This is a genomic window from Arthrobacter sp. 05N429, from assembly GCF_056397045.1.
The window spans coordinates 14617-37329 of the sequence record NZ_JBFTMQ010000016.1; the positions used below are offsets into that span (position 1 = coordinate 14617).

Genomic DNA, 22713 nt, shown 5'->3' on the forward strand with positions numbered 1-22713 from the left:
ATCACAACCAGAGTATGTCAGATTTATGTCAAATGGGCCAAAATGTTACAGATGTCACATGTGATTCGGCCGACTTCCGGGCCCGCATGAGCTAGTGGTCACACGCCGAGAGCGCGCTTCCGTTCCCGCAGCAGGGCCTCCAGCAGTTCCGAAACGTGTACCGGAGCCTCCACCCGGAACTGGGCCTGGGTGAAGTCCAGGCCCACTTTCACGCCGATATCCCCAGGGAGCAGGCGGGCCAGGGCGTCCTCGTCGGTGGTGTCATCGCCGGCGAAGATGGTGGCGGTCGCGTCGGTCGCCTGGCGCAGGAAGGCTATGCCTTCCCCCTTCGAGGCATGGATCACGGAGGTCTCCAGCACCCGGTTGCCGCTCTTCAGGAACACGCCGGGCCTGTCCTGCAGGACGGCCCGGGCGGCGGCGACGGCGTCCTCGGCGACGTCGTCCGCGGCCAGCCGGGTGTGAAGTACGACGCCGGCCGGCTTGTCTTCCAGCAGGGTCCCTGGCGCCACCTCCACGATGCCCTCCAGCTCGCGCCGGACGTCCGCGAGCAGTTCCCGCCGGTCATCATCGAGTTCCAGTTTCGAAGACCCGGGTCCCATCCAGACCTCCGCGCCGTGGCTGCCGATCAGGAGGGTCTTCTCCGGGGGGAAGGCGACCGCCCGCAGGCTGTCCAGTGCCCGCCCGGAGATGAGCGCCGTCGTCGTCCGCGGAAGTTCGGTCAGCGCGGCGAAAGCCGCGGCCGAGCGGGGGAGGGAGCGTGCATCCCCGGCATGGTCCACGAGCGGGGCCATGGTGCCGTCAAAATCCATCGCGACCAGCAGGTGCTCCGTCGAGGCGATGGCGCGCAGGGCCGCCAGCAGGTCCGGGGAGAGCGTAAGGGGGGTCTGCTCCGGGGATAGCTCAGGAGTCATCGCGGATTACCTTCTCTTTGAGCGCCTTCAGGAAGTCGGCGGACCAGAGATCAACATCGTGGTCCAGGATCTGTTTGCGCATTGAACGCATCCGCCGCGCGGCTTCCGCGGGCTGCATGTTGACGGCCTTCATGATGGTGTCCTTGAGGCCGTCGATGTCGTGCGGGTTCATGAGCAGGGCCTGCTTGAGCTGGTCCGCGGCGCCCGCGAACTCGCTCAGCACCAGTGCGCCGTCATTGTTGGTCCGGGCGGTGACGTATTCCTTGGCCACCAGGTTCATCCCGTCCCGCAAGGCGGTGACGAGCATGACATCGGCCGCCAGGTACAGCGCCACCATCTCCTCGACGGGGTAGCTGTGGTGCAGGTAGCGGACCGCAGTGTTCTGCATCGTGTCGTAGGTGCCGTTGATGTGGCCGACGGTGCCTTCGACTTCCTCGCGGAGCAGGCGGTACTGTTCGACGCGCTCGCGGCTGGGGCTGGCCACCTGGATCAGGGTGGCGTCCTCCACGGTGACCTCGCCGTCCGCCAGGAGCTCCTCATAGGCCTTGAGCCGGTGCCGGATTCCCTTGGTGTAATCCAGCCGGTCGACGCCCAGCAGGATGGTCTTCGGGTTGCCAAGGTCCCGGCGGATCTGCTTGGCGCGCTCAATGATTTCCGGGTTGCGGGCCAATTCGCTGATCGCTTTGACGTCGATGGAGATCGGGAAGGCCTGGGCGCGGGCAATATGGGTGGTCTCGCCGTCGTTGCCCTTGACGTGGACCTGCTGCTGCTTGACGCTGGCGCCGAGGAAACGGCGGGCGGAGCGCATGAAGTTGCCGGCGTCGCTGCTGCGCTGGAATCCGACCAGGTCGGCGCCGAGCAGGCCGTCGATGATGGCGCGGCGCCAAGGCAGTTGGGCGAAGATCTCCGGCGGCGGGAAGGGAATGTGGTTGAAGAAGCCGATCTTGAGGTCCGGGCGGGCTTCGCGGAGCATCTTGGGGACGAGCTGGAGCTGGTAGTCCTGCACCCAGACCGTGGCGCCGGGGCCGGCGTGGTGGATGACGGCGTCCGCGAACCGGCGGTTGACCTTGCGGTAGGAGTCCCACCAGGTCCGGTGGAACTCCGGCGGAGCAATCACGTCGTGGTAGAGCGGCCAGAGCGTGGCGTTGGAGAAACCCTCGTAGAAGAGTTCAATGTCCTGCGTGCTCAGCTGGACCGGAACGAGGTCGATGCCGCCATGGCTGAAGGGCTGGAGCTGCTCGTCCGGTGCGCCGTGCCAGCCGACCCACGCGCCGTCGGTCTTGGTCATCATGGGGGCCAGGGCCGTGACCAGGCCCCCGGGGGAGCGGCGCCAGCCATCCTCGCAACCGGGCTCGTCCGGGGAGCATCGGTCGACAGGCAGGCGGTTGGAAACCACCATGAAGTCATACTGCGCGTCCGGATCCGTGTCGTTGGTGCCGTGCACGGCAGTGTTTTGCACGGCAGTGTCTTGCACGGCAGTGCTCTGCGCGGACGCGTCTTCGGATTTTGGATCCGATTCGGCGTGTTTCGTGGCCTGCATTGGTGCCCCCTGGGGATTGCTCGTGGCTCCTATCCACCCTAGCTGTGAGGAATCTTCTGTGCTATTCGTCCGTTGGGACGCGTAGGGGAAGGTTGAAAGCGCAACTTCCCAGTTTTCTCCCCTAAAATGATGAATTGCCACCCAGTGGACATCACAGGCCGATCGACCCGAGGAACTAATGAGCCCCGCAAACGAACCCCGTCAGTCCAAGTCAGAGCGAACTGCCGCGGCCCGCGAGAAAGCCCGTGAGATCCGCGAGGCGCAGCTGAAGAAGGACAAGCGCAACAAGCTGCTCATCGGCTGGGGCATTGTTGTCGCTGTCGTCGCCATCATTGTTGTGGTGGCGCTGGTGGTTACCTCAAACATTCAGAACAACGCGCCGGTCGCGGACGAGGGGCCCACCCCTGCCAACGGCAACGTTTACGGCGGCGTGACGTTGCTGGCCAACACCGAGGTGGCGAAGACGGAACCCGCCACCGTCCGGGTCGCCGACATTCCCGCTCCGGCTGCAACCCCGCCGGCAGTGGTGACGGCGCCCGGCGCCGAGGCCGAGGCCGGCAAGCCGGTCAAGGTGGTTCTCTACATCGACTTCATCTGCCCGGTGTGCAAGAACTTCGAGGCCCAGTACAACGAGACCCTCACGAGCCTTCGCAACGAAGGGAAGATCACCGTGGAGTACCGTCCGCTGGGCTTCCTGGACACCCGTTCCACCACCAACTACTCCTCCCGCGCCGCCAACGCGGCGGCCTGCGTCGTGAACGAATCGCCGGAGAAGTACGCCGACTTCGTCAATGTGCTTTTTGAGAAGCAGCCTCAAGAGGGCGGTGCCGGCATCTCGGATGCGGATCTGAAGAAGATGGCAACCGACATCGGGGCCAAGAGCATCGACGCGTGCGTGGAACAGAAGACCTTCCGCCCGTGGGTCAAGTACACCACCCAGCAGGCTGCCTCCATCGGGGTCACCGGAACGCCGACCGTCTTCGTTGACGGCCAGCAGTGGGGCAAGGGCGAGAGCGCCCAGACCCCATTCGATCAGTTCCTGAAGGCCGCCATCGACGCGAAGCAGTAAACGGCCCAGCCCACAGCCGGGCCGCAGGCCCGGCTCCGGATTCTTCCGGGGCCGGGCCTGTTTTTATCACCGGGCATCCGTGGGCTAACCTTATCTAGCGCCATGGCGCCAGGTCCTTCGTTTGCGGCCCGGTACCGGCCGGTGCGCAGGAATGCCTCCTTAGCTCAGTTGGCCAGAGCACCGCTCTTGTAAAGCGGGGGTCGTCGGTTCGAATCCGACAGGGGGCCCACGAAGTACCGCGTCGCTACTGGGATGTTGCCCGGTGGCGGCGCGGTTTCGCTTTGCCCCAATGTAGGGCGCTGCGCTGCTCCTGCGGGACGTTAGGCCCTAGACCGTATTTACGGTCAAGCGGAGTCTGGGCACATGAGCGAAACCAATCCGGGCAAGACGCCGGACATCAAGTCCACCCAACTCGATGAACAGCCGACGGCGGTACTGCGCGAGACCGTCCCGATGAACGCCTTGAAGGAGTTCTTTGGCCGCGCCTACCAGGCCGTGATGACCGCGGCGGAACAGCAGCAGGTCCAGCTGGCCGGACCGCCGTTCGCCCTCTACCACGGGAAGCCGACCGACGTCGTGGACGTGGAGGCTGGCTTTCCGGTGGCGGCACCCCTACCGTGGCCGGGCAGCGAAGGGGGAGTGACCGCGGGGTCCCTTCCCGCCGGCCGCGCAATGGAAGCGATGCACGTGGGTTCATACGAGAAACTACCTGAGACGTACAGCGCCATCACGGGAAAAATGCAGGCCGAAGGATTGACCCCGGGGAAGGTGATGTGGGAGTACTACCTCAGCGATCCGGCCGCCGAAAGTGACCCGACAACCTGGAAGACGCTCGTCGTCTGGCCGGTGGCCTGAGGGGTGTCCCGCCGTTGACTTGCCCCGGAACACGTCCATGGAGCCGCCGGCTGTGGCCCGCTGGGTGCGTCCCGGATACACCCGCGCGACGTAAATTGTCGGTTTCACCACACTATTCTTCAACTGCGTGCATAATGTCCTAAACTGCTTCACTGAGGTGCCTGAAATGGCGCTGCGCAGCAACGAAAGTGAACCCCCAAATGGCTACCGATTACGACGCACCACGCAAGACAGAAGAAGAGTCTCCCGCTGAGTCGCTGGAGGCCCTTCAGGCGTCCCGCGGCGGCGGCGCGCAGACTGCTGTCATCGACGTCGACGAGAACGACACCGCTGAAGGCATCGACCTTCCCGGTGCCGATCTTTCCGGCGAGGAACTGACCGTCATTGTTGTTCCCGAGCAGTCCGACGAATTTACCTGCTCCTCCTGCTTCCTGGTCCGTCACCGGTCCCAGGTGGCCAAAGAAAAGAACGGCCTGAAGTACTGCCGCGATTGCGAAGGCTAGGGGACCTTCCACCGCGCACCACCACCAAGGCAAAGCGAAGCGCCGGCACCCGCAAGGGGACCGGCGCTTCGCCGTTCCCACCAGTTTCCATGAACACGCACGACGGCGGCGCAACCGTCCCGTGACCCGGTGCGGCGCTGCTTAACGGTTGGACGCCTATCCGTCCGGGGCCCTCGATTCGGCAAGGGATCGCTCCTATTCTGGAGCTATCTCATCTCTTGAGGGGGCGGCCCAATTGAAGAAGTTCCGGGTGTGGTTGATAGCGATCCTGATGGCTGTTGGCTCGGGGCTCGTGGCGCCCGGGCCAGCATCAGCGGCTCCCTACTGCGGGCTGGTGTGGGGGTCGCTGGTCAAAGCGGACCCCGCCATGAGCCAGGCCAAACTGACGAACGTGCGCACCGGCCAGCACTACTGCTTCGACCGCCTGGTCATTGACCTCAACGGGCCCGTCGGCGGCTACACCGTGCGCTACGTGCCGCAGGTCACGCAAGACGGTTCCGGAGCGCCGGTCCCGTTGCGGGGGCAGGCGTTCATCCAGGTGGTGGCCAATGCCCCGGCCTATGACGACAACGGCATTGCCACCTACAACCCGGCAACCCCGAATGAACTGGCTGACGTCAACGGCTACCAGACGTTCCGGCAGGTGGCTTGGGCGGGGAGCTTCGAAGGGCTTTCAACCCTTGGCCTGGGAGTAAGGGCCCGGTTGCCGTTCCGCGTGTTTACCCTGGCCGGGCCGGACACCGGCTCGCGGCTGGTGATCGACGTCGCGCATTTCTGGTGAGGCATGGTGACGGGCGGGATGATTACCGCTAGAGCGAGTTGAGGTCTGCCCGGAGGGGGTACTCGCGGCCGTCCAGGACCAGCTGGGCGCAGCGGCGCGTCATAGGGTTCAGCACAATCGGGGCCATCAGGTTCACCGTCGTGGCTTTGGGGGAGTGGTTGAGCACCACGAGGACCTGGAGGTCTTGGTCCTGCCCCAGTTCCAGGGCCTGCAATGTGGCCTCAGGGACCGGCGGGGCGTAGCCCGGAACGAACACGGCAGCGTCGGCGAGGAAGAGCCGCACCGGACTGGGCGAACCGGCTTCCAGGGCGTAGAGCCCTGCGGCGCCTTCGACGCTGCGCAGGGTGAAGTCCTGGACATTCTCGAGGCCCGGCATGGGCGCTGTAAACGTCACCGGGGTATTGGTGACGGGCGCATCAGCCACGGGCGTGTTCATCGCAGGAAGTCCATCAGGGTGGGCTGAAGGACCCGCGCCGTGGCGGCCAGGGCCACCTGGTAGTTGGTTTCCTGAAGTTTCAGGTCCATGATGACGCTGCCGAGATCTGCCTTTTCAATGCCGGTCCGCTGGGCATCCAAGGTGGCCTCCAATTCTGTGTTGACGATGCCGGCGCGTTCCAGCTGCGCCTGGCGTGTTCCTACTTCAGCACGTCCGTCGACGATGCTACTAAACGATTTCTCAAGCGGTGCCAGATCCGAGGTGATATCCCCGCCGCTCCGGAGCTTCGCGGCGATGTTTGCCACCGTGGCAAAGACGGAACCGGCACCATTGCCGAAGATCACTCCGCCGTCGGCGTCGACCCGGACCGTCTGCGTCGCACTGATACGCCGTTCCACCGCGCTGATGCCGGCTCCTTGGAAGACGGGCGGCGTGCCGGGGTCAGCCGGGTTGGCGGGGTCCCGCGGAGTGCCCGGCGTGAAGGCTTCTGGCTCATCAGAGTTCCCGGCGAAGATGTTCCGGCCCAGGTGCTTGGTGTTGGCGATAGAGACAAGGTCCTTGTTCAGGGCCTCCAGCTCGAGGGCGATGGCGTTCTTGCCGGACTGCGGCAGTGAGCCGTTGCCTGCCAGCACGGTGAGGTCCTTGATCTTGTGCATCACGTTGGTGGCCTGCTCGAGCGCGGAGTCCGCTGCCGTCAGCCAGGTGTTGCCGTCGTCGATGTTGCGGCCGTACTGGGCGTTGGCGGCGAGAAGGGAGCGGGTCTCCAGCGCCTTGGCGGTAGCGGCGGGATCGTCCGAGGGACGGGAGATCTTGTTGAGTGTGGTGGCCTTGTCCTGCAGCTCTGACAGCCGGGACTGCTGCGTCTGGAGGGTCCGCAGCGCGTTTGCGCTCATGGTCAGGTTTGTTACACGGTTCAGCATGGGTCTACCTTCCTACCAATCCGGTGCGGTTGATCAGGACGTCAAGGGCTTCGTCGACGGCGGTCATCACGCGGGCAGCGGCCTGGTAGGCGTGCTGGTTGGTGAGCAGGCTGACGTTTTCCTCGTCCAGGCTGACGGAAGTCTGGGAGGTCCGGCCGGTCAGTGCGGAGGCTTGGGCGGCATTGGTGAGGGACTCGTGCTGCTGGGCTCCGCGGGACTGCACCCCGATGTCAGTGACGATGCCCGACCAGATCTTGTCCGGAGAGTTCGCGCCGGTACCGAGCTGCGAGATCTGGTCCGCAATGCTGGTGTCCAGGGCGCCCTTGTTGGGGAGCTTGAGTGCAATACCGGCAATGTCTGCGGGTCCCTTGATGCCAAGCGCCTCGCTTCCGGCCGGACCCACCGTGAAGAAGTCATGCCCCCCCGGATTGCCCGAGGTATCGTCGGGCAGCTGCCCGGCGCGGTGGACTTCGTTGACGATCCTGGCCAGATCGCTGGCGAAGCTGTTGTAGGACGCCGCCGCCTGGGCAATCGCACCGCCTTTGTCCGCGGGCGCCAGTACCGAGAGGGCGCCGGCGATTTCGCCGCCGTCAAGGGCCGCCGTGCTACCGGGAGCGGGCGTGGTCCACTCGACGCGCGGGGCATCGGTGGCGGCGTTAGTCATGGCCGTCGCGCCCGCCAGCTGCAGGGTCCGGACGGAGCCGCCCGTCACGAGGGCATTGCCGCCGACGAGGACGTCCACGGTGCCGTCGGGCTGTTCGCGGACGGTGCCGCCGGCGAGGCCGGCGATCTGGTCCGTGAGCTTGGCCCGGGCGTCGATGAGTTCGTTGGCCGATCCGCCGGCGGCGAGGGTGGAGCGGATGGTCGTGTTGTAGGAGGCAACCTGGGCGGCTGCCGCGTTGACGGCGGTCACCGCGTCCTGTGCCTGGCCCCGGACACTGCTCCATTGCGAGTCGAGCGCCTTGTAGGCGGAGGAGACCTTGTCCGTCACAGAATTGGCGGCGTTCAGCAGCAAGCCCTTGGGCCCAGACTTATCCGGCTGGGTTGCGGCGCCCTGCCATGCTGACCAGAAGCCCTGCAACGCGGTGGAGATGCTGTTGTCGCCGGGTTCCTGGAGAATTCCTTCGATGCCCTGCATCGCAGAGGAGCGGACGCTGGCGTAGCCGGCCTGGGCGCCTGCCGTTCGGACACCGGCGTCGAGGAAGCTGCTCCCAAGCCGGGCGATGGCGTTCACGGACACGCCCTGGCCGGCCTGCAACGCTCCGCCGCTGAAGAGTCCACGGGCGGGTGCTGCCACAGAAGACTGATCGACGCGTTGCCGGGTATAGCCCTCTGTGGCGGCGTTGGCAATGTTCTGCCCGGCCACGTTCATGCCCTGCTGGGCTGCGGTCAGCCCGCGGTAGGCGGTGTTCAGGGCGCCAAAGGTGCTCATGGTCGCTTCCTTAGAATTGCTTGTCGAAGATGCGGGAGCCGGCGGTCTCCCCGGTCTTGCCGTGCGCGTCGTAGGTGCCCGCGGCGGGGCGCAGGTCGGCCAGCGACTCCTGGGTGGAGCGGACGGCGGTGCGAAGGTACTGCTCGTTGGAGTCGCGAAGTTCCTTGATCAGGGCCGTCTGGCGGGTCAGGGCGGTGAGGTGCGCGTTGAGGATCTCGGCCCAGGCGCCTTCCGGGGCCGCGGCGGCGAGTTCCGCCAAAGACGCGTCGGTGGGGAGGCCCCAGACCTCGGCGACGACCGCGGCCTCGATGGTGCGCGCCAGGCTCGCCTGGCCGAGGTGTCCCAACACCTGTTCAACTTCACGGGTGCCGTGGGGCAGCCAGCGGGACTTGCCCGAGGTGAGCAGCAGCTGCTCTTCCTCCAGCTTGAAAGTAAGAACGTCCAGGAGTTCACGCTCCCGCCACAGCAGGGCTGAAAGTTCGTGGATGGCCATGTTCCGGACGGCTCCCTCAAAGGTGACTAATACGGTGGTGCCGGGCATGCAGTACATAAGGAGTCAGCTGCAGCCTTCAGCAGGGTTCGTAGAAACTATCGGCAGGGGAGTGGGATGCGTTAGCGGGAATAAGGCTGATTACAGGTGGGACGGAAGGGAAAGCAGTCGCGAAAAGAATTTTGGATTTCTCCTTACCTGTGTATCCAAAAGGGCGATAACTACTCCTGAAGGCCCACGGATGGGCCATCGCTTACAGTCCTACTCACGGAGGAAACATCATGGGCTTCGTTATCAATAACAACCTCGCGGCAAACAACTCTTACCGCAACCTCAACGCCACACAGAACGACCTCTCCAAGTCCCTGGAGAAGCTGTCCACCGGCCTGCGTATCAACCGTGCAGCCGATGACGCGGCTGGCCTGTCCATCTCCGAGGGCCTCAAGTCGCAGGTCACCGGTTCGGCTCAGGCCGCCCGCMACGCCCAGGACGGCATCAGTCTCATTCAGACGACTGAAGGCGCCCTGACCGAGGTGCACTCCATCCTGCAGCGTATGCGTGACCTCGCTGTTCAGGGTGCATCGGACACGAACGACACCCCGGCCCGCACCGCCATCAAGGCTGAAGGTACTGCCCTTGGCCAGGAACTGGAACGTCTTGCCCAGGGCACCAACTTCAACGGCATCGACCTCCTTAACGGAACGCCTGCCAGCCTCAGCATCCAGGTTGGCACTGGCGGAGGTGCTTCCGATTCCATCACCATCAACCTCAAGAACAACGGCGCCGCCGGCACGGAAATCGGAACGCTGGCTGACTCTGGAACCGGCAACGCAGGCTTCGACGTCACCACTGCGGCTCTGGCCAAGGGCACGATCGCCACGATCGATGCCGCAATCGGCAAGGTCTCAGCCCAGCGCGCCGACTTGGGTGCAACCCAGAACCGCCTTGAGCACACGATCAAGTCGCTGAACGTTGCCGGCGAGAACCTGTCTGCCGCTCAGTCCCGCATCGCCGACGTCGACATGGCTCAGGAAATGGTCAAGTTCACCAAGGCCAACATCCTGTCCCAGGCCGGCACCGCAATGCTGGCCCAGGCAAACCAGTCCAGCCAGGGTGTTCTTTCGCTCCTGCGCTAAACCGGTTTCGGCCGTCCGGTAGTCCAGCAGTAGGGCTGCCACCCTGATCGGACGAAGACTTAATCCCGATCAAGTTCCTGCGGAAGGGCCGGACGATGCGAGCAATCCATCGTCCGGCCCTTACGCGCAACATTCGAAGTTCCGAATATTTGGCACCAGCAGACATCTGCAGCAATGAGAGGCAGCGATGGGAATCTCACTCGACGGACTAGCCAGCGGGCTCGATACCACCGCGCTCATCAGCTCCGTGATGCAGGTCGAAGCCATCCCGCAAACGCTGCTCAAGTACAAGTCCCAGGACCTCCAGTCCATGGTGTCCGCACTGCAGGGACTCAACAGCAAGGTTGCCGCGCTCGCCGCCCAGGCCACCGCCGCGGCCAAGCCCGGCGCCCTGGACCAGTATGCCGCGACGACCAGCAGCGACAAGATCACCGCCACTACCACGGCAGCTGCCAAGGCCGGTTCGATTGACTTTCAGGTCACCAAGCTTGCCCAGACCCAGGTTACCGTCACGCCCAAGGTGAACGCCGTAGTCGGCTGGCCGTACACCACTATGACGATCAGAAGCGGCGGCGTCGATTACACAATCGAACCCCTCGGGACGAACCTGGACGACGTCGTCACGGCGGTCAACGCCAAGGGCGCCGGCGTCACAGCAACCAAAGTTGAGGTCGGTAATGGGGACTTCCGGCTCCAGTTCACCGCAACAAAGTCCGGCGAAGCCGGCAAATTCGAGATTACCAACCCGCCACCCACCACGTTCACCGATCCCGCAGCAGGGTTCATAGATGTAACGAAGGCACAAGATGCAGAGATTTCACTCTGGCCGGGCTCAGCTGCGACCGAGTTTGTAAAGTCGGCCACCAACACGTTTACGGACCTGCTGCCCGGCGTGTCCATCACCGCAAAGGAAGTAAGCGCCGCTCCCGTCACGCTCACCGTGGCCCGAGACGACGCCGCCGTCACCAAGCTCGCCTCAGACCTCGTCACCGGCGTCAACGGCATTTTCTCCTACGTGGCCGCCAGGACCGCCGTCACGAGCACCACCAACACGAGTGGCACATCGACCAGCGCCGGCATCTTCGCCGGCGACAGTGCGGTGCGCTCCGTCAACCAAAAAATCCTGTCTGCAGCCTCCTTGCCCGTGGGAAACCCGGCGACGTCGCCGTCGGAAATCGGCATCAGCATCACCAAGACCGGGACCATGGAGTTCGACGACAAGAAGTTCGCCGCAGCACTCGCCGCTGACCCCGCCGGGACTGCTGCCAAGGTCCAGGAGATTGCCACGCGCGTCGCGGCCGCCGCAACCACGGCTTCGGACAAGTTCGACGGCACCTTGACCAAGAAAATCACCGGTCAGCAATCCGAAGTCCGTGACCTCGCGAACCGCATCAGCGACTGGGACACCCGGCTCGAATCCCGAAAAGCGACGCTGCAGCGCACCTACTCGGGCCTGGAAGTGGCCCTCAGCAACATGCAGGCCCAGCAGTCGTGGCTCTCCGCACAGCTCGGCGGCCTTTCTTCAGGAAGTAAATCGGAATGACCACCACGTCCTTTGGTAACGGCTACGGCGGCGCCGCCCAGCGCAACCAGTACCTCGCCGATTCCGTTCTCTCGGCCCCGCCGGCGCGCCTGCTCACGATGCTCTACGACCGGCTCATGCTGGACCTCGGCCGGGCGGAGACCGCGCAGCAGGCGGCCAACTGGCCCGTCGCTTCGGAGAACCTGCTGCACGGCCAAGCCATCATTGCCGAGCTCATCTCCTCGCTCAAGACGGACGCCTGGGACGGCGCCGACGGCCTCCTTGGCCTGTACAACTATGCCTTCACCGCTCTGGTCAACGCGAACATCCAGCGCGACCCGGCACTGACCCGCGAAGCCATCGAACTCCTAGAACCCTTGCGCCAGGCCTGGCACGAGGCCGCCGCAGCGATTCCGGCCCCGGCCCCGGCCGCTGCCGCTGCATTCGCAGCCGCCCCCGCAGGCTTTGCCGCAGCGGGCGGCTGGAACACCCGGCCAGGAACAGGTGGCGGGAGTCTCGGGTTTGGGTAACCAAACGGACATGGAAACCGGCTTCGGGGGAGCCGGCATCCAGCACTCCGAATCAACCCTGACGACGCCCGCGGACACCGCCCTGGCAGCGTGGAATGCGATCCTGGACGTGCTCGAGATGGCTGTCGGCGCCGCAGAGCGCACCCTGAAGGACCCGCTCGGCCCGCTGTCCGCCGCACCCCAGTCCGGGGCGGCACCCTTGCCGGAGACGCGTTGGCAGCCGCCGGTGCCTCCGGGGCCGTTGCCGGCCGAAGCCCGGCGCCGCGCCCTCGCGCTCACGGCGGCCCAGGAGCGCGTCGCCAAGAGGCTCGAGGAGGCCCGGCTGGACGTCGCGAAGCAGCTGCAGGCGGTCGCTTCCGTTCCCGGTGTCGGGGATCCCTCCGGTGCCGTCTACCTCGACGTGAACGGCTGACCGCACCGGCCTTGCAGCCCGCCGAAACCCCCGGCAGAAAAACCTGCAAAAAGACTTTCACATTTTCTGCTAACGCGCGGCTGACCAGTGCCGATAACCACTGATAGAGCACGGATCGCTCGTTTAACGGCCACGGATCGGCCACCCCACCATCCCAGGCAGGACTCTGTGCTCGAATCCGTGACTTCCGCCGCCTTGGCCAGCGCCATGGACGGCCTGGCGCTGCGCCAGCGCGCCATCGCGAACAACATCGCGAACGTCAACACGCCGAACTACCACGCGAAGCGCGTTAGCTTCGAGGCAGCCCTCGCGGACTCCGTGCGCTCCGGTGACGGCAGCGTCGGCGCCACCACCGGCACCTCGCTTGAGCCCACGCAGTTGAACGGCAACAACGTCAATCTGGACACCGAGACCCTGTCCAACATCGACACCGTGCTGCGCTTCCAGTTCGCGGCCCGCGCCATTGGCGGGGAATTCAATGCAGTGCGCGCCGCGATGAGGACCAACTAATGACCTTTGATGCAATCGGCATTGCCGGCTCAGCCCTGACCGTCCACCGCAAATGGCTCGACGCCGTCTCGGACAACCTGGCCAACATGAACAACGCCTCCCGCACCAACGGACCGGCATTCCAGGCCAAGTACGTCGAGGCCGCCGAAGGCGCCGAGGGCACCGGCGTCTACGTCAAGAGCACGCAGCTCGGCAACGGCGAGGGCCGGATCGTCTACCAGCCGGACCACCCCCTGGCGGACGCCGACGGCAACGTGAAGTACCCGGACATCGACATGGCCGAACAGATGGGGGCCCTCATCATCGCCCAGCGCGGCTACCAGGCAAACGCCCAGGTTGTGGACCGCGCCCGTGAAAGCTACCTGGCCGCCCTTGAGATTGGAAGATCCTGATGCCTGTTTCCCCAATCGCTCCCGTCCAGGGCGTTATGCCCACCGACTACATCTCCGGTGCGGGCGCTGCCACCGGCACTGACGGCTCCGCCTTCGGCGCGTCCCTCACCGGCGCGGTGGACAACCTCCAGCAGCTGCAGTCGACGTCGAAAGAGCTCGCCGTCTCCGCCGTTACCGGCAACCTGGACGACATCCACAACGCCACCCTTGCCGCCAGCCGCGCCCAGATCACGCTCGAGCTCGTGGCCGCCATGCGGAACAAGGGCGTTGACGCCTTCAACGAGATCATGAGGATGCAGGCCTGATGCCTCCGCAGATTACGGGCTTCTTCCAGCGCTTCGGCGCAGGCCTCAAAAGCTTCACCACCGGTCAGCGCACGGTCGCGGTGATCGGCGCCGCCCTGCTGGTGGTCGGCATCATTGCCCTCTCGGCCTGGCTGTCCAAGCCCGCCCTGACGCCGCTGTTCTCCGGCCTCAAGGACACCGACGCCAGCGGCATCGTGGAGCAGCTGCGCAAGGACAATGTGCCGTATGAGCTCAGCGACGGCGGCTCCACCATCCTGGTGCCGCAGGACAAGGTCTACGACGAGCGCCTCAAGGCCGCCGCCGCGGGCCTCCCCACAGCCGCAGCCACCGGCTACTCCCTGCTGGACAAAATGGGCGTCACCTCGTCCGAGTTCCAGCAGTCCGTCACCTACAAGCGGGCCCTCGAAGGGGAACTGGCGAGCACGATCTCCGCCATGGACGGCGTGAAAACCGCCGCCGTCCGCCTCGCGATTCCGGAAAAGACCGTCTTCGTCTCCAAGACCCCGGACACCACCGCCTCCGTCTTTGTGGAGACCGCCCCCGGCTCCACACTCTCCGGCGACAAGGTCCAGGCGATCGTCCACCTGACCTCGGCCGCCATCGAAAACCTCAAGCCCGCCAACGTCTCGGTCGTCGACTCGCAGGGCAACGTCCTGTCCTCCGTCGGCGGCGGCGCTGCGGGATCCGCGTCCAAGCAGGCCACTGACTACCAGCAGCGCACCTCCGACGCCGTGAAGGCCGTCATGGACCGCGTGGTTGGCCCGGGGAACTCCACCGTGGCCGTGGCCGCGGACGTCACAGGCGAATCAGCCCAGCAGAAAAGCGAAACCTTCAGCAACGCCGAAGGCGCCCTTCCACTCAGCGAGTCCTCCAAGACCGAGAAGTACACCGGCACCGGGGGAGGCGGCGCGGGCGTCCTCGGCCCGGACAACATTGCGGTACCCGGCGGCACGAGCGGCGACGGCAGCTTCGATTCGTCCACCGAAACCAAGAACAATGCCGTCAACAAGATCACCGAGGACCGGGTGATCCCGGCGGGCGCGGTCAAACGGCAGACCATCTCGGTGGCCGTCGACCAGGCCTCCGCCGGCGGACTCAACCTCGCGTCGCTGACCGCGCTCGTCACCGCCGCCGCCGGTGTGGACGCCGCCCGGGGCGACGTCGTGACCGTTGAAGTGGTGCCGTTCAGCACCGCCGCCGCGGACCAGGCGGCCGCGTCCCTCGAAGCCGCCAAGGCCGACCTTGAAGCCCAGAAGCAGTCCGCGTTCTTCGGCACCCTGGTCACGGCAGGCAGCATTCTGCTGGGCCTGCTGATCCTTGCCCTCGTCGTCGCCATGGTGCTGCGCCGCCGGCAGAAGCGTGAACCGGTGGACCTCGGCGAACGCCTCGACCTGGAGATGATCCCGGTAATGCCCACCGTCACGGCGCTGCCACCGGCACCCGCGACGTCTGCCATCCCGCTCACCGCCCTGCCGCCGATGGTGCCGCCGCCTGCCCAGGTGGAGGCTGAGCGGCGCCGCTTCGAGATCGACAGTATGGTCGCCTCCAACCCGGAGAAAGCGGCCGACTACCTGCGCGGCCTCATGGATGACAGGCAGCCGGTATGAAACTAGCCGATTCGACCCTCACCGGTACCCAGCGTGCCGCCGTCGTGCTCATGCAGATGAGCCCGGCCAACGCCGCCAAGGTGATGGCCCAGTTCAACGACGCCGAGGCCGAGGACATCGCCGCGGAAATCGTCAGGCTCCGCAAAGTGGATCCTGACGTCGCCGAGCAGATCATGAAGGACTTCCACGAGGCAGCGATGTCCAGCCCCCGGCAGGCCCGCGGCGGCCGTGAGCTGGCCGAAGGCCTCCTGGAGGCATCCTTCGGCTCGGAAAAGGCCGCCGGCCTGCTCAACCGGCTTACCGTCAACATGGCCGGCAAGTCCTTTGAGTTCCTCGAGGACATTGAACCGGTCCAGATCCTTGCCCTGATCGACGGCGAGCTGCCGCAGACCATCGCCCTGGTCCTGGCGCACCTCAGCCCCCGCAAGGCCTCTGCCGTGATGTCCGGGCTGCCCGGCTCGCTGCGGGCCGACGTCGCCCTGAGCATCGCGACCATGGGTTCCGGTGCGCCCGAGGCAATCGGGATCGTGGCCGACACCCTCAAACTGCGCGGCGGCGCGGCTGTCTCACAGCAGGCGTCCAAGGTGGTGGGCGGCATCCAGCCGCTGCTGGAAATCATCAACCGGACCGACGCCGGCACGGAACGCTCCGTGCTGGACGGCCTGGACCTGCTGGATCCGGACCTCGCGGTGGAAATCCGCGCCCAGATGGTCACCTTCGACGACATCGTGAAACTGGAACGCCGGGACGTGCAGCTGGTCCTCCGTGGCCTCGACGCGTCCGTGCTGGCCGTGGCCATGAAGGGCGCCTCGGAGCCCGTCCTGGAGACCATCACCACGAACGTTTCCGGCCGCAACCTGGAAATCCTCGAATCCGAGATCGCCGCACTGGGGCCGCTGCGTGCCTCCCAGATCGAAGAAGCCCGTGCCGCCGTGGTCCGGTCCATCCGCGAACTCGAGGCCGAAGGCCAGATCACCATCCAGCGCGGGGACGAAGAAGATTATGTCTACTGACGGGACCGCTACCGACAGCGCCCCGGCCCGGATCATCTTCCCCTCGCTGCGCGCCAGCGGGCCCGCCAGCGAACAGGCCGGCTACACCGAAGGCCACGCCGCGGGCTACGCGGCCGGGGTCCGGGCCGCGGCCAAGGAACAGCGCCGCTGGCGCGACCGCATGACGGCCGAGCAGGCCGCCACGCTGGCCTCCGGGCAGCAGGACCTCGACCGCGCGGTCCGCGCCCTGGCCGTGGCACGGACGGACTTCGCGCACCGGAACGTCCAGGCCCTCCACGACGCCGAGGAGGTCCTCGCCCGCACGGCGCTGGAACTCGCCGAGGCCATCCTGGGCTACGAACTGGCCGAAGGAACCCGGACCGCCCGCGCCGCCCTGGACCGGGCCCTCTCCGGAAACGACGCCGCCACTGTGCTGGCAATCCGGTTGAACCCGGCTGACATCGAGGTCCTCGCCAAGGAAGGCCAAGACCTGCCGGCCGGCTTGCCGCTGCTCGCCGACCAGTCGCTCAACCGCGGCGACGCCAAGGTCGAATACCAGCAGGGCTGGCTCGACGCGAGCCTCGGCAGCGCCCTGGCACGCGCCCGCGCGGCGCTGCTGGGCGACCAGGACTGGGCAGAGGATTCGACCGGGGACCAGCGATGATCGCCGAGTGGCGGCCCAAGGGGGCCGACTACGCCTCGGCCCTGCGCGCCGCCGCCCCGCAGCGGGTCGGCGTCGTGACCTCGGTCATGGGCCTTGGCCTTGAAGTGTCAGGACTGGACTGCGCCCTGGGCGACCTGGTGACCGTGGGCTCGGACCCGGGACTGGACGCCGAGGTGGTGGCTGCCCTGGACAGTTCCGTGCGGTGCATGCCGCTGGGCCGGCTCGCCGGTGTCGCGGCGGGGGATCCCGTCCGGGCCAAGGGCGGTACCGTTCTGGTCCCCACCGGGCCAGGGCTCTTCGGCCGCGTCATTGACGGACTCGGCCGGCCCATTGACGGCAAGGGACCCCTCAACAGCGGCCCCCGCGTGCCGATCGACAACGAAGCACCAAATGCCATGAAGCGCGCCCGCATCGACACGGCCCTGCAGACCGGGGTCCGAGTGCTGGACACGATGACCACGCTCGGCAAGGGCCAGCGCATGGGACTCTTCGCCGGGTCCGGCGTCGGGAAATCGTCGCTGCTGTCGATGATTGCCCGCGGCACGGACGCGGAGGTCTCGGTGATCGCCCTCGTGGGGGAGCGCGGCCGTGAAGTCCGCGAGTTCCTCGAAGACGATCTCGGCCCTGCCGGTCTGGCCCGGTCCGTCGTCGTCGTCGCCACCTCCGACGAACCCGCCCTGATGCGCATGCGCGCAGCGTTCACGGCCACCCGCATCGCCGAATCCTTCCGGGACAACGGCCAGGACGTCGTTCTGATGATGGACTCCCTCACCCGCGTGGCGATGGCCCAGCGCGAGATCGGACTCTCCGCAGGCGAACCGCCCGCCACCCGCGGCTACCCGCCGTCGACCTTTTCGATCCTGGCCCGGCTGCTGGAACGCGCCGGCACCGCCGAGACCGGCTCCGTCACCGGCATTTACACCGTGCTGGTGGACGGCGACGACCACAACGAACCGATCGCCGACGCGGCGCGCTCCATCCTGGACGGCCACGTGGTCCTGGACCGGAAGCTGGCCGTCACCGGGCACTTCCCCTCGGTGGACGTGCTCGGCTCGGTCTCCCGCGTCGCCACCAAGGTCAACGCCCGCCCGCACCTCGAAGCGGCGGCCACCCTGCGGCGCGTCCTCGCGGCCCGCAAGGCCGCACAGGACCTGATCGACGTCGGCGCCTACCAGACAGGAACCAACCCACTGGTGGACGCGGCCCTGAACCACGAGCACGATGTCAGTGCTTTCCTGCAGCAGCCGATGGAGGAATCCACGGCCCACACCGAGTCCTGGCAGCGGCTCAACCACCTCACCTCGATCCTGGGAGCAGCAGCATGAACCGCCAATTCTCACTGGCAGGGCTCCTGCGCCTCCGCCAGATCCAGCAGGACCAGGCGGCCACCGGGCTTGCCAGCGCCCGCTCGCGTTCCAGTTCCGTGCGGGCCCGCGAAGCGTCAGCGCGCCGCAGTCTCGCCGACGGCGACGCGCCCATTTCCAGTTCCGCATCCCTGCGGGCCGTCGCCGCGGCCCGGTCCTCCTCCCACAGCATGCTCGCGGACCTGCAGAATCTCTCGCGGATCGCGGAGACCGAGGAAGCCACCGCCCGCGAGGAGTTCATCGCCGCACGCACCCGTTCCGTCGGCCTGGAGAAACTGAAGGCCCGCCACGACGCAGAGGTCCACACGGCGGACCTGCGTGCCGAACAATCCACCCTCGACGAGATCGCCTCCACCGTCTGGCACCGCGAAGAGCAGGAGGTGAGGTCATGAGCATGACCGAGGCAATCGGCCGGATGCAGGGCATCCAGTCGATGATCGCTGAACTGACGCGCCCGGCTTCCTCGGAGGCCAATGCGGCTGCACTGAAGTCGGCTGCCGCAACGTCGCTCGCCACCGGGACGGGCAGCGGCGACGCGGCGTCCTTCACCGAAGCGCTGAGCGCCGCGCTGGGCGGAGCCAACGGAACCGACATCTCCTCCCTCACCAACAGCCTGGGGCTGGGCGGCACGACGGCGATCGACGCCCTGAAGGGCCTCACCGCGCCCGCGACCGTTCCCGTGGCCGGCGCGGCGACGGGCAACGACGTCGTGGCCATGGCCAAGAAGTACATCGGCGTCCCCTACGTCTGGGGCGGAACCAACCCGGCCACCGGCATGGACTGCTCCGGCTTTACCCAGCGGGTCTTCAAGGACCTCGGCATCGAGATTCCCCGTGTGGTGAGTGACCAGATGCGCCAGGGCACGCCGGTGGCCTCCCTGGCCCAGGCGAAGCCCGGTGACCTGCTGGTGAGCTTCGGCGGGGACCACATCTCCATTTACCTGGGCAACGGCAAAGCCATCGACGCGCCGGTCCCCGGCAAGACCATCCAGATCCGCGACGCCTGGGAGCAGCACTCCAATCTGACCTCCATCCGGCGCATTGTCCCAGCCGGGGCGGCGTCATGAAAGGCATGGATCTGGCTTCCGCCCTGGCCGCGCCGGTCCAGGGCCGCGGTTCCGGGCAAGGCGCACGCTCCAGGTCCGAGGCGGGGAACACCGATGCGGAGTCTTTCGACACCGTCTTCAACGACGTCCACGGTGTTGCCGACGCTGCGCCGCGACAGACTGACGACGCCGGCGCGGACAGCGCCGTCGACGCCGTCGACGACGGCGCCGACTATGGTTCGGCCGCTGTGCAGAACCCTGCGGTTGCCGCCGGGAAGGACGACGCGGCCTTTGCAGGGTCCGCGGGCCAGGCTGCCGGGCAAGCCGCCGGGCACGTCGCCGCTGCCCTCGCGGACCAGCCGACACCGCTGACAGCGGCCCTCGGTCTCCCCGCGCCGGACGGCCAAACGCCGTCAGCGGCCCCCGCGACTGTGGCGGCAACCCCCGGGCCCGACCCCCGGCTTGCCATGCCGGGAGCGTTGTTGGCCGCGACCTCGCAGCAGGCTGCCCTCCAGGCCGCAGCGCCTGGGACGGCACAGACATCCGGTCTGCAGCCCGTCACCGCCCTTCCGGTCACAGGCCTTGCTGCCGGAGCGCCCTCGTCCGTCCCGCCCGCCGCCGGGGGAGTGCCCGGGGCCACCAGCACCGCCCCGGCCTTCACCATGCAGGGGTCAGCAGCTGAAGAGACGCTGTCCACCGGCGCCCCCACCGGCGCCGCCTCGGGTGTCGCCTCCGGCAGCGCGGACACGGACCCGCTCGCTGCGCCCGCCACGGGCGTGCGGTCCGCCACCGTCCTGGGCAACCCTCCGGCACCGAACACGGCCCCCGCGGGGGCGCCGTCGCCCGCAACACCGCAAAGCACCGTGGCCGCCGGCAGTGCAACCGGCTTCCCGGCCGCAGCGCTCGCCGCGGGCGTCACTTCCGGCACCGCCCGCGCCGAGTCCCAAGCATCCACCGCGCCCGTTCCGGCATCGGTGGACGCCCTCGCCGCAGCCGGAACCGCAGCGGCCGCAACGGCGCCGGCCGGCCAGCCGACGTCGTCAACCGCTGTCGCGCCGCAACCCGCGGCCCCAACGGCTCCCCAGCCGGGCGCCACGCTCCAGCCGCAGTTGGCCAAGCCGCTCTTCACGCTCGCCGGAGCCCCGCAGGGGCAGCACATCATGACGCTGCAGGTCACCCCCGAGGACCTGGGCCCAATGACTGTCAGGGCGCACATTGATGCTGCAGGCGTCAGGATCGAACTCTTCGCCCCGGGCGACGCCGGACGGGAGGCCATCCGCGGGATCCTGCCGGAACTCCGCAAGGAACTCGCCGATGCGGGCTTCGGTGCCAGCCTCGACGTCTCCGAACACACCGGGCCGGGCAACACAGCCCGGGACGGAACCAGCCAGGACGGAACCAGCCAGGGCGGCGCCGGGCGGGACTCCGGCTCCGGACCGGGCAACCGCAACGGCCCTGGCGATCCGCGCCCCGGCCACCGCTGGGAAGCACTGGCCGACGGCGGCGCCCTGCGCGACGCAAGAATCCTGAACGGCCCACAGACCACCCTCGACATTCTTGTCTGACACGAAGGAACGCGACTCATGACGATCCAGCCCATCGCCCCGCAGCCGGTCACGGCCGCGGGGGAGACCGCCCAGGCAACTGCCGTGCGGGCACCCGTGCAGACCATGGATTCGGAGGTCTTTATGTCCCTCCTGGTGGCCCAGCTCAAGAACCAGAACCCGAGCGCGCCTATGGACACCAACCAAATGATGAGCCAGACCATCCAGCTCTCCATGATGGAGAAGATGCAGGAACTGACCACCAACAGCAAGGAAGGTTTCTCCCTGCAGATGCGTCAGGCCGCCGCGCAGCTGATCGGCCATTCCGTCGGCTACATCCTCGAGGACGGCACCACCGGAACCGGCATCGCCAGCTCGGTGTCCTACTCCGGGGCAGTTCCGATCGTCAAGGTCGGCGAGCTGTCCATCCCCCTAGACTCCATCACCGGGCTCACCGCACCGGCCGCTTCCTGACCAGTTTTCCACCCGTAGAAAGGCAGTTCCCATGCTCCGCTCGCTGTACTCCGGAATCTCCGGCCTCCGTGCCCACCAGACCATGCTGGACGTCACCGGCAACAACATTGCCAACGTCAATACGGCTGGCTTCAAGGCTTCATCCACCCAGTTCCAGGACACGCTGTCCCAGATGACCCAGGGCGCCTCCGCGCCGCAGGGCGAGTCCGGAGGCAGCAACCCGGCCCAGATCGGCCTCGGCGTCCGCGTCGCCGGCGTCAGCACCAACTTCGCCCAGGGCTCCTCGCAGAGCACCGGCCGCGCCACTGACATGATGATCTCCGGCGACGGCTTCTTCGTCACCAGCAAGGGCGGCCAGCAGCTCTTCACCCGCGCGGGCGCCTTCAGCCCCGACGCCGCCGGCCAGCTGGTCAGTCCCGACGGCGGCATCCTGCAGGGCTGGTCGGCCGTCGGCGGTGTGGTCAACACCGGCGGCCCGGTCAGCGGCATCACGCTGAACGCGAATAACTTGGTGCCCGCCAAAGCGACTAATTCCGTGACTGTCGACGGCAACCTGCCGAGCGACGGAGCAGTAAACACTCCGCTTACGCGCGTCGTCAAGGTCTACAACGCAAGCGGCGCGGAGCGAGACCTCACCCTCACCTTCACCCGGGCCGGTAACGACTGGACCGTCACCGGCAACGATGGCTCGGGCGCGACCACCACGACGCTGACCCAGGATGCCAGCGGAAACCTGACGCCGGCTAACGCCACGCTGGCTGTTGGCGGCGGCATCACGGTCAATCTTGGCGGGATCTCCGCGTTCGCCGGCATGACTTCACTCGCCGTCAGCGGCCAGGACGGTTCCGCGGCCGGCAAGCTTGAGTCCTACACGATCGGGAACGACGGATCCGTGATCGGTTCCTTCAGCAACGGCGTCAAGCAGGTCCTCGCCAAGATCGCGCTGGCCAACTTCACGAACCCCTCGGGCCTGGAGAAGGCCGGCGGCTCCTCGTACGTCGCCACCGCCAACTCCGGCGGCGTGCAGCTCGGCGGAGCAGGCGACGCCGGCATCGGCAGCCTCGCCGCCGGCTCGCTGGAAATGTCCAACGTGGACCTCTCCCAGGAATTCACCAACCTGATCGTCGCGCAGCGCGGCTTCCAGGCCAACGCCCGCATCATCACCACCTCGGACGAGGTGCTGCAGGAGCTCGGCAACCTGAAGCGCTAAGTTTCCGGAAATCTTGGCTGTCTCCCGCTGATGGCGTCCACTCCCTGCCGAGCCTGGCGGGAGTGGGCG

Annotated in this window: 26 protein-coding genes and 1 tRNA gene; 21 read left to right on the forward strand and 6 right to left on the reverse strand. The window is 66.9% G+C overall.

The annotated features are described in order from the left end of the window. Window positions 1-98: 98 nt before the first annotated feature. Complete coding sequence (gene otsB / locus AC1DF4_RS17940; RefSeq protein WP_476914141.1) at window positions 99-911, reverse strand: trehalose-phosphatase; 813 nt, start codon at window positions 909-911, stop codon at window positions 99-101. Then, the gene (locus AC1DF4_RS17945) at window positions 901-2310 is read right to left on the reverse strand and encodes an alpha,alpha-trehalose-phosphate synthase (UDP-forming) (RefSeq protein WP_476914181.1); all 1410 of its coding nucleotides are present in this window, start codon (window positions 2308-2310) and stop codon (window positions 901-903) included. The genes otsB and AC1DF4_RS17945 overlap by 11 nt, the downstream gene beginning before the upstream one ends. 319 nt (window positions 2311-2629) lie before the next feature. Between AC1DF4_RS17945 and AC1DF4_RS17950 the strand changes: the two genes are divergently transcribed. The 5 genes from AC1DF4_RS17950 (at window position 2630) to AC1DF4_RS17970 (ending at window position 5659) form a co-directional block, all read left to right on the forward strand. Next, window positions 2630-3520, forward strand: a complete 891-nt coding sequence (locus AC1DF4_RS17950; protein ID WP_476914142.1) for a DsbA family protein — start codon at window positions 2630-2632, stop codon at window positions 3518-3520. 153 nt (window positions 3521-3673) lie between these two features. Further along, window positions 3674-3747: transfer RNA gene (locus tag AC1DF4_RS17955), tRNA-Thr, on the forward strand. 136 nt (window positions 3748-3883) lie between these two features. Next, a complete protein-coding gene (locus tag AC1DF4_RS17960; protein WP_476914143.1) occupies window positions 3884-4375 on the forward strand; it encodes a GyrI-like domain-containing protein in 492 nt (163 codons plus the stop codon). Between the two features lie 200 nt (window positions 4376-4575). Then, window positions 4576-4878 (forward strand): DUF4193 domain-containing protein, encoded by a 303-nt coding sequence (locus AC1DF4_RS17965; RefSeq protein ID WP_056741192.1) that lies wholly within the window; start codon window positions 4576-4578, stop codon window positions 4876-4878. A gap of 235 nt (window positions 4879-5113) precedes the next feature. Next, window positions 5114-5659 carry an AMIN-like domain-containing (lipo)protein gene (locus AC1DF4_RS17970; protein ID WP_476914144.1) on the forward strand — a complete coding sequence of 182 codons (546 nt, stop codon included), beginning with the start codon at window positions 5114-5116 and terminating at the stop codon, window positions 5657-5659. A gap of 28 nt (window positions 5660-5687) precedes the next feature. Here the strand turns inward: AC1DF4_RS17970 and AC1DF4_RS17975 are convergent, their stop codons facing one another. From AC1DF4_RS17975 to AC1DF4_RS17990, 4 genes are read right to left on the reverse strand one after another with little or no spacing between them, the layout of a single operon-like run. After that, window positions 5688-6095 carry a flagellar assembly protein FliW gene (locus AC1DF4_RS17975; RefSeq protein ID WP_476914145.1) on the reverse strand — a complete coding sequence of 136 codons (408 nt, stop codon included), beginning with the start codon at window positions 6093-6095 and terminating at the stop codon, window positions 5688-5690. Next, window positions 6092-7015 carry a flagellar hook-associated protein FlgL gene (flgL, locus tag AC1DF4_RS17980; RefSeq protein WP_476914146.1) on the reverse strand — a complete coding sequence of 308 codons (924 nt, stop codon included), beginning with the start codon at window positions 7013-7015 and terminating at the stop codon, window positions 6092-6094. Before flgL ends, AC1DF4_RS17975 begins: the two co-directional genes overlap by 4 nt. Before the next feature lie 4 nt (window positions 7016-7019). Beyond that, window positions 7020-8447 (reverse strand): flagellar hook-associated protein FlgK, encoded by a 1428-nt coding sequence (gene flgK / locus AC1DF4_RS17985; RefSeq protein ID WP_476914147.1) that lies wholly within the window; start codon window positions 8445-8447, stop codon window positions 7020-7022. 10 nt (window positions 8448-8457) lie between these two features. Then, window positions 8458-8940 (reverse strand): flagellar protein FlgN, encoded by a 483-nt coding sequence (locus AC1DF4_RS17990; RefSeq protein WP_476914148.1) that lies wholly within the window; start codon window positions 8938-8940, stop codon window positions 8458-8460. A 278-nt stretch (window positions 8941-9218) separates the two neighbouring features. On the opposite strand from AC1DF4_RS17990, the gene AC1DF4_RS17995 reads away from it, so the two are divergent. From AC1DF4_RS17995 to AC1DF4_RS18070, 16 genes are all read left to right on the forward strand, one after another. Continuing rightward, entirely contained in the window at window positions 9219-10073 is an 855-nt protein-coding gene (locus AC1DF4_RS17995) for a flagellin N-terminal helical domain-containing protein (protein WP_476914149.1), read from the forward strand. A gap of 187 nt (window positions 10074-10260) precedes the next feature. Next, the gene (gene fliD, locus AC1DF4_RS18000; protein WP_476914150.1) at window positions 10261-11616 is read left to right on the forward strand and encodes a flagellar filament capping protein FliD; all 1356 of its coding nucleotides are present in this window, start codon (window positions 10261-10263) and stop codon (window positions 11614-11616) included. Continuing rightward, window positions 11613-12125 (forward strand): flagellar export chaperone FliS, encoded by a 513-nt coding sequence (locus tag AC1DF4_RS18005; protein ID WP_476914151.1) that lies wholly within the window; start codon window positions 11613-11615, stop codon window positions 12123-12125. Before fliD ends, AC1DF4_RS18005 begins: the two co-directional genes overlap by 4 nt. A gap of 10 nt (window positions 12126-12135) precedes the next feature. Then, entirely contained in the window at window positions 12136-12537 is a 402-nt protein-coding gene (locus AC1DF4_RS18010; RefSeq protein WP_476914152.1) for a hypothetical protein, read from the forward strand. A gap of 168 nt (window positions 12538-12705) precedes the next feature. Further along, window positions 12706-13047, forward strand: a complete 342-nt coding sequence (locus AC1DF4_RS18015; RefSeq protein WP_224048598.1) for a flagellar basal body rod protein FlgB — start codon at window positions 12706-12708, stop codon at window positions 13045-13047. Further along, complete coding sequence (locus AC1DF4_RS18020) at window positions 13047-13439, forward strand: flagellar basal body rod protein FlgC (protein ID WP_476914153.1); 393 nt, start codon at window positions 13047-13049, stop codon at window positions 13437-13439. The genes AC1DF4_RS18015 and AC1DF4_RS18020 overlap by 1 nt, the downstream gene beginning before the upstream one ends. Next, window positions 13439-13744: a flagellar hook-basal body complex protein FliE gene (gene fliE, locus AC1DF4_RS18025; RefSeq protein WP_476914154.1), complete on the forward strand. Its 306-nt coding sequence runs from the start codon at window positions 13439-13441 to the stop codon at window positions 13742-13744. Before AC1DF4_RS18020 ends, fliE begins: the two co-directional genes overlap by 1 nt. After that, a complete protein-coding gene (fliF, locus tag AC1DF4_RS18030; protein WP_476914155.1) occupies window positions 13744-15351 on the forward strand; it encodes a flagellar basal-body MS-ring/collar protein FliF in 1608 nt (535 codons plus the stop codon). The genes fliE and fliF overlap by 1 nt, the downstream gene beginning before the upstream one ends. Continuing rightward, window positions 15348-16364, forward strand: a complete 1017-nt coding sequence (fliG, locus tag AC1DF4_RS18035) for a flagellar motor switch protein FliG (protein ID WP_346927727.1) — start codon at window positions 15348-15350, stop codon at window positions 16362-16364. Before fliF ends, fliG begins: the two co-directional genes overlap by 4 nt. Beyond that, entirely contained in the window at window positions 16354-17007 is a 654-nt protein-coding gene (locus AC1DF4_RS18040; RefSeq protein ID WP_476914156.1) for a FliH/SctL family protein, read from the forward strand. Before fliG ends, AC1DF4_RS18040 begins: the two co-directional genes overlap by 11 nt. After that, window positions 17004-18332, forward strand: a complete 1329-nt coding sequence (locus tag AC1DF4_RS18045; RefSeq protein WP_476914157.1) for a FliI/YscN family ATPase — start codon at window positions 17004-17006, stop codon at window positions 18330-18332. Before AC1DF4_RS18040 ends, AC1DF4_RS18045 begins: the two co-directional genes overlap by 4 nt. Beyond that, window positions 18329-18763 carry a flagellar FliJ family protein gene (locus AC1DF4_RS18050; RefSeq protein WP_476914158.1) on the forward strand — a complete coding sequence of 145 codons (435 nt, stop codon included), beginning with the start codon at window positions 18329-18331 and terminating at the stop codon, window positions 18761-18763. The genes AC1DF4_RS18045 and AC1DF4_RS18050 overlap by 4 nt, the downstream gene beginning before the upstream one ends. Continuing rightward, window positions 18760-19437 carry a C40 family peptidase gene (locus AC1DF4_RS18055; protein WP_476914159.1) on the forward strand — a complete coding sequence of 226 codons (678 nt, stop codon included), beginning with the start codon at window positions 18760-18762 and terminating at the stop codon, window positions 19435-19437. Before AC1DF4_RS18050 ends, AC1DF4_RS18055 begins: the two co-directional genes overlap by 4 nt. Beyond that, entirely contained in the window at window positions 19434-20981 is a 1548-nt protein-coding gene (locus tag AC1DF4_RS18060) for a flagellar hook-length control protein FliK (RefSeq protein WP_476914160.1), read from the forward strand. Before AC1DF4_RS18055 ends, AC1DF4_RS18060 begins: the two co-directional genes overlap by 4 nt. Before the next feature lie 18 nt (window positions 20982-20999). Continuing rightward, complete coding sequence (locus tag AC1DF4_RS18065) at window positions 21000-21434, forward strand: flagellar hook assembly protein FlgD (protein ID WP_476914161.1); 435 nt, start codon at window positions 21000-21002, stop codon at window positions 21432-21434. Window positions 21435-21465: 31 nt separating this feature from the next. Then, a complete protein-coding gene (locus tag AC1DF4_RS18070; protein ID WP_476914162.1) occupies window positions 21466-22644 on the forward strand; it encodes a flagellar hook protein FlgE in 1179 nt (392 codons plus the stop codon). Window positions 22645-22713 lie beyond the last annotated feature (69 nt).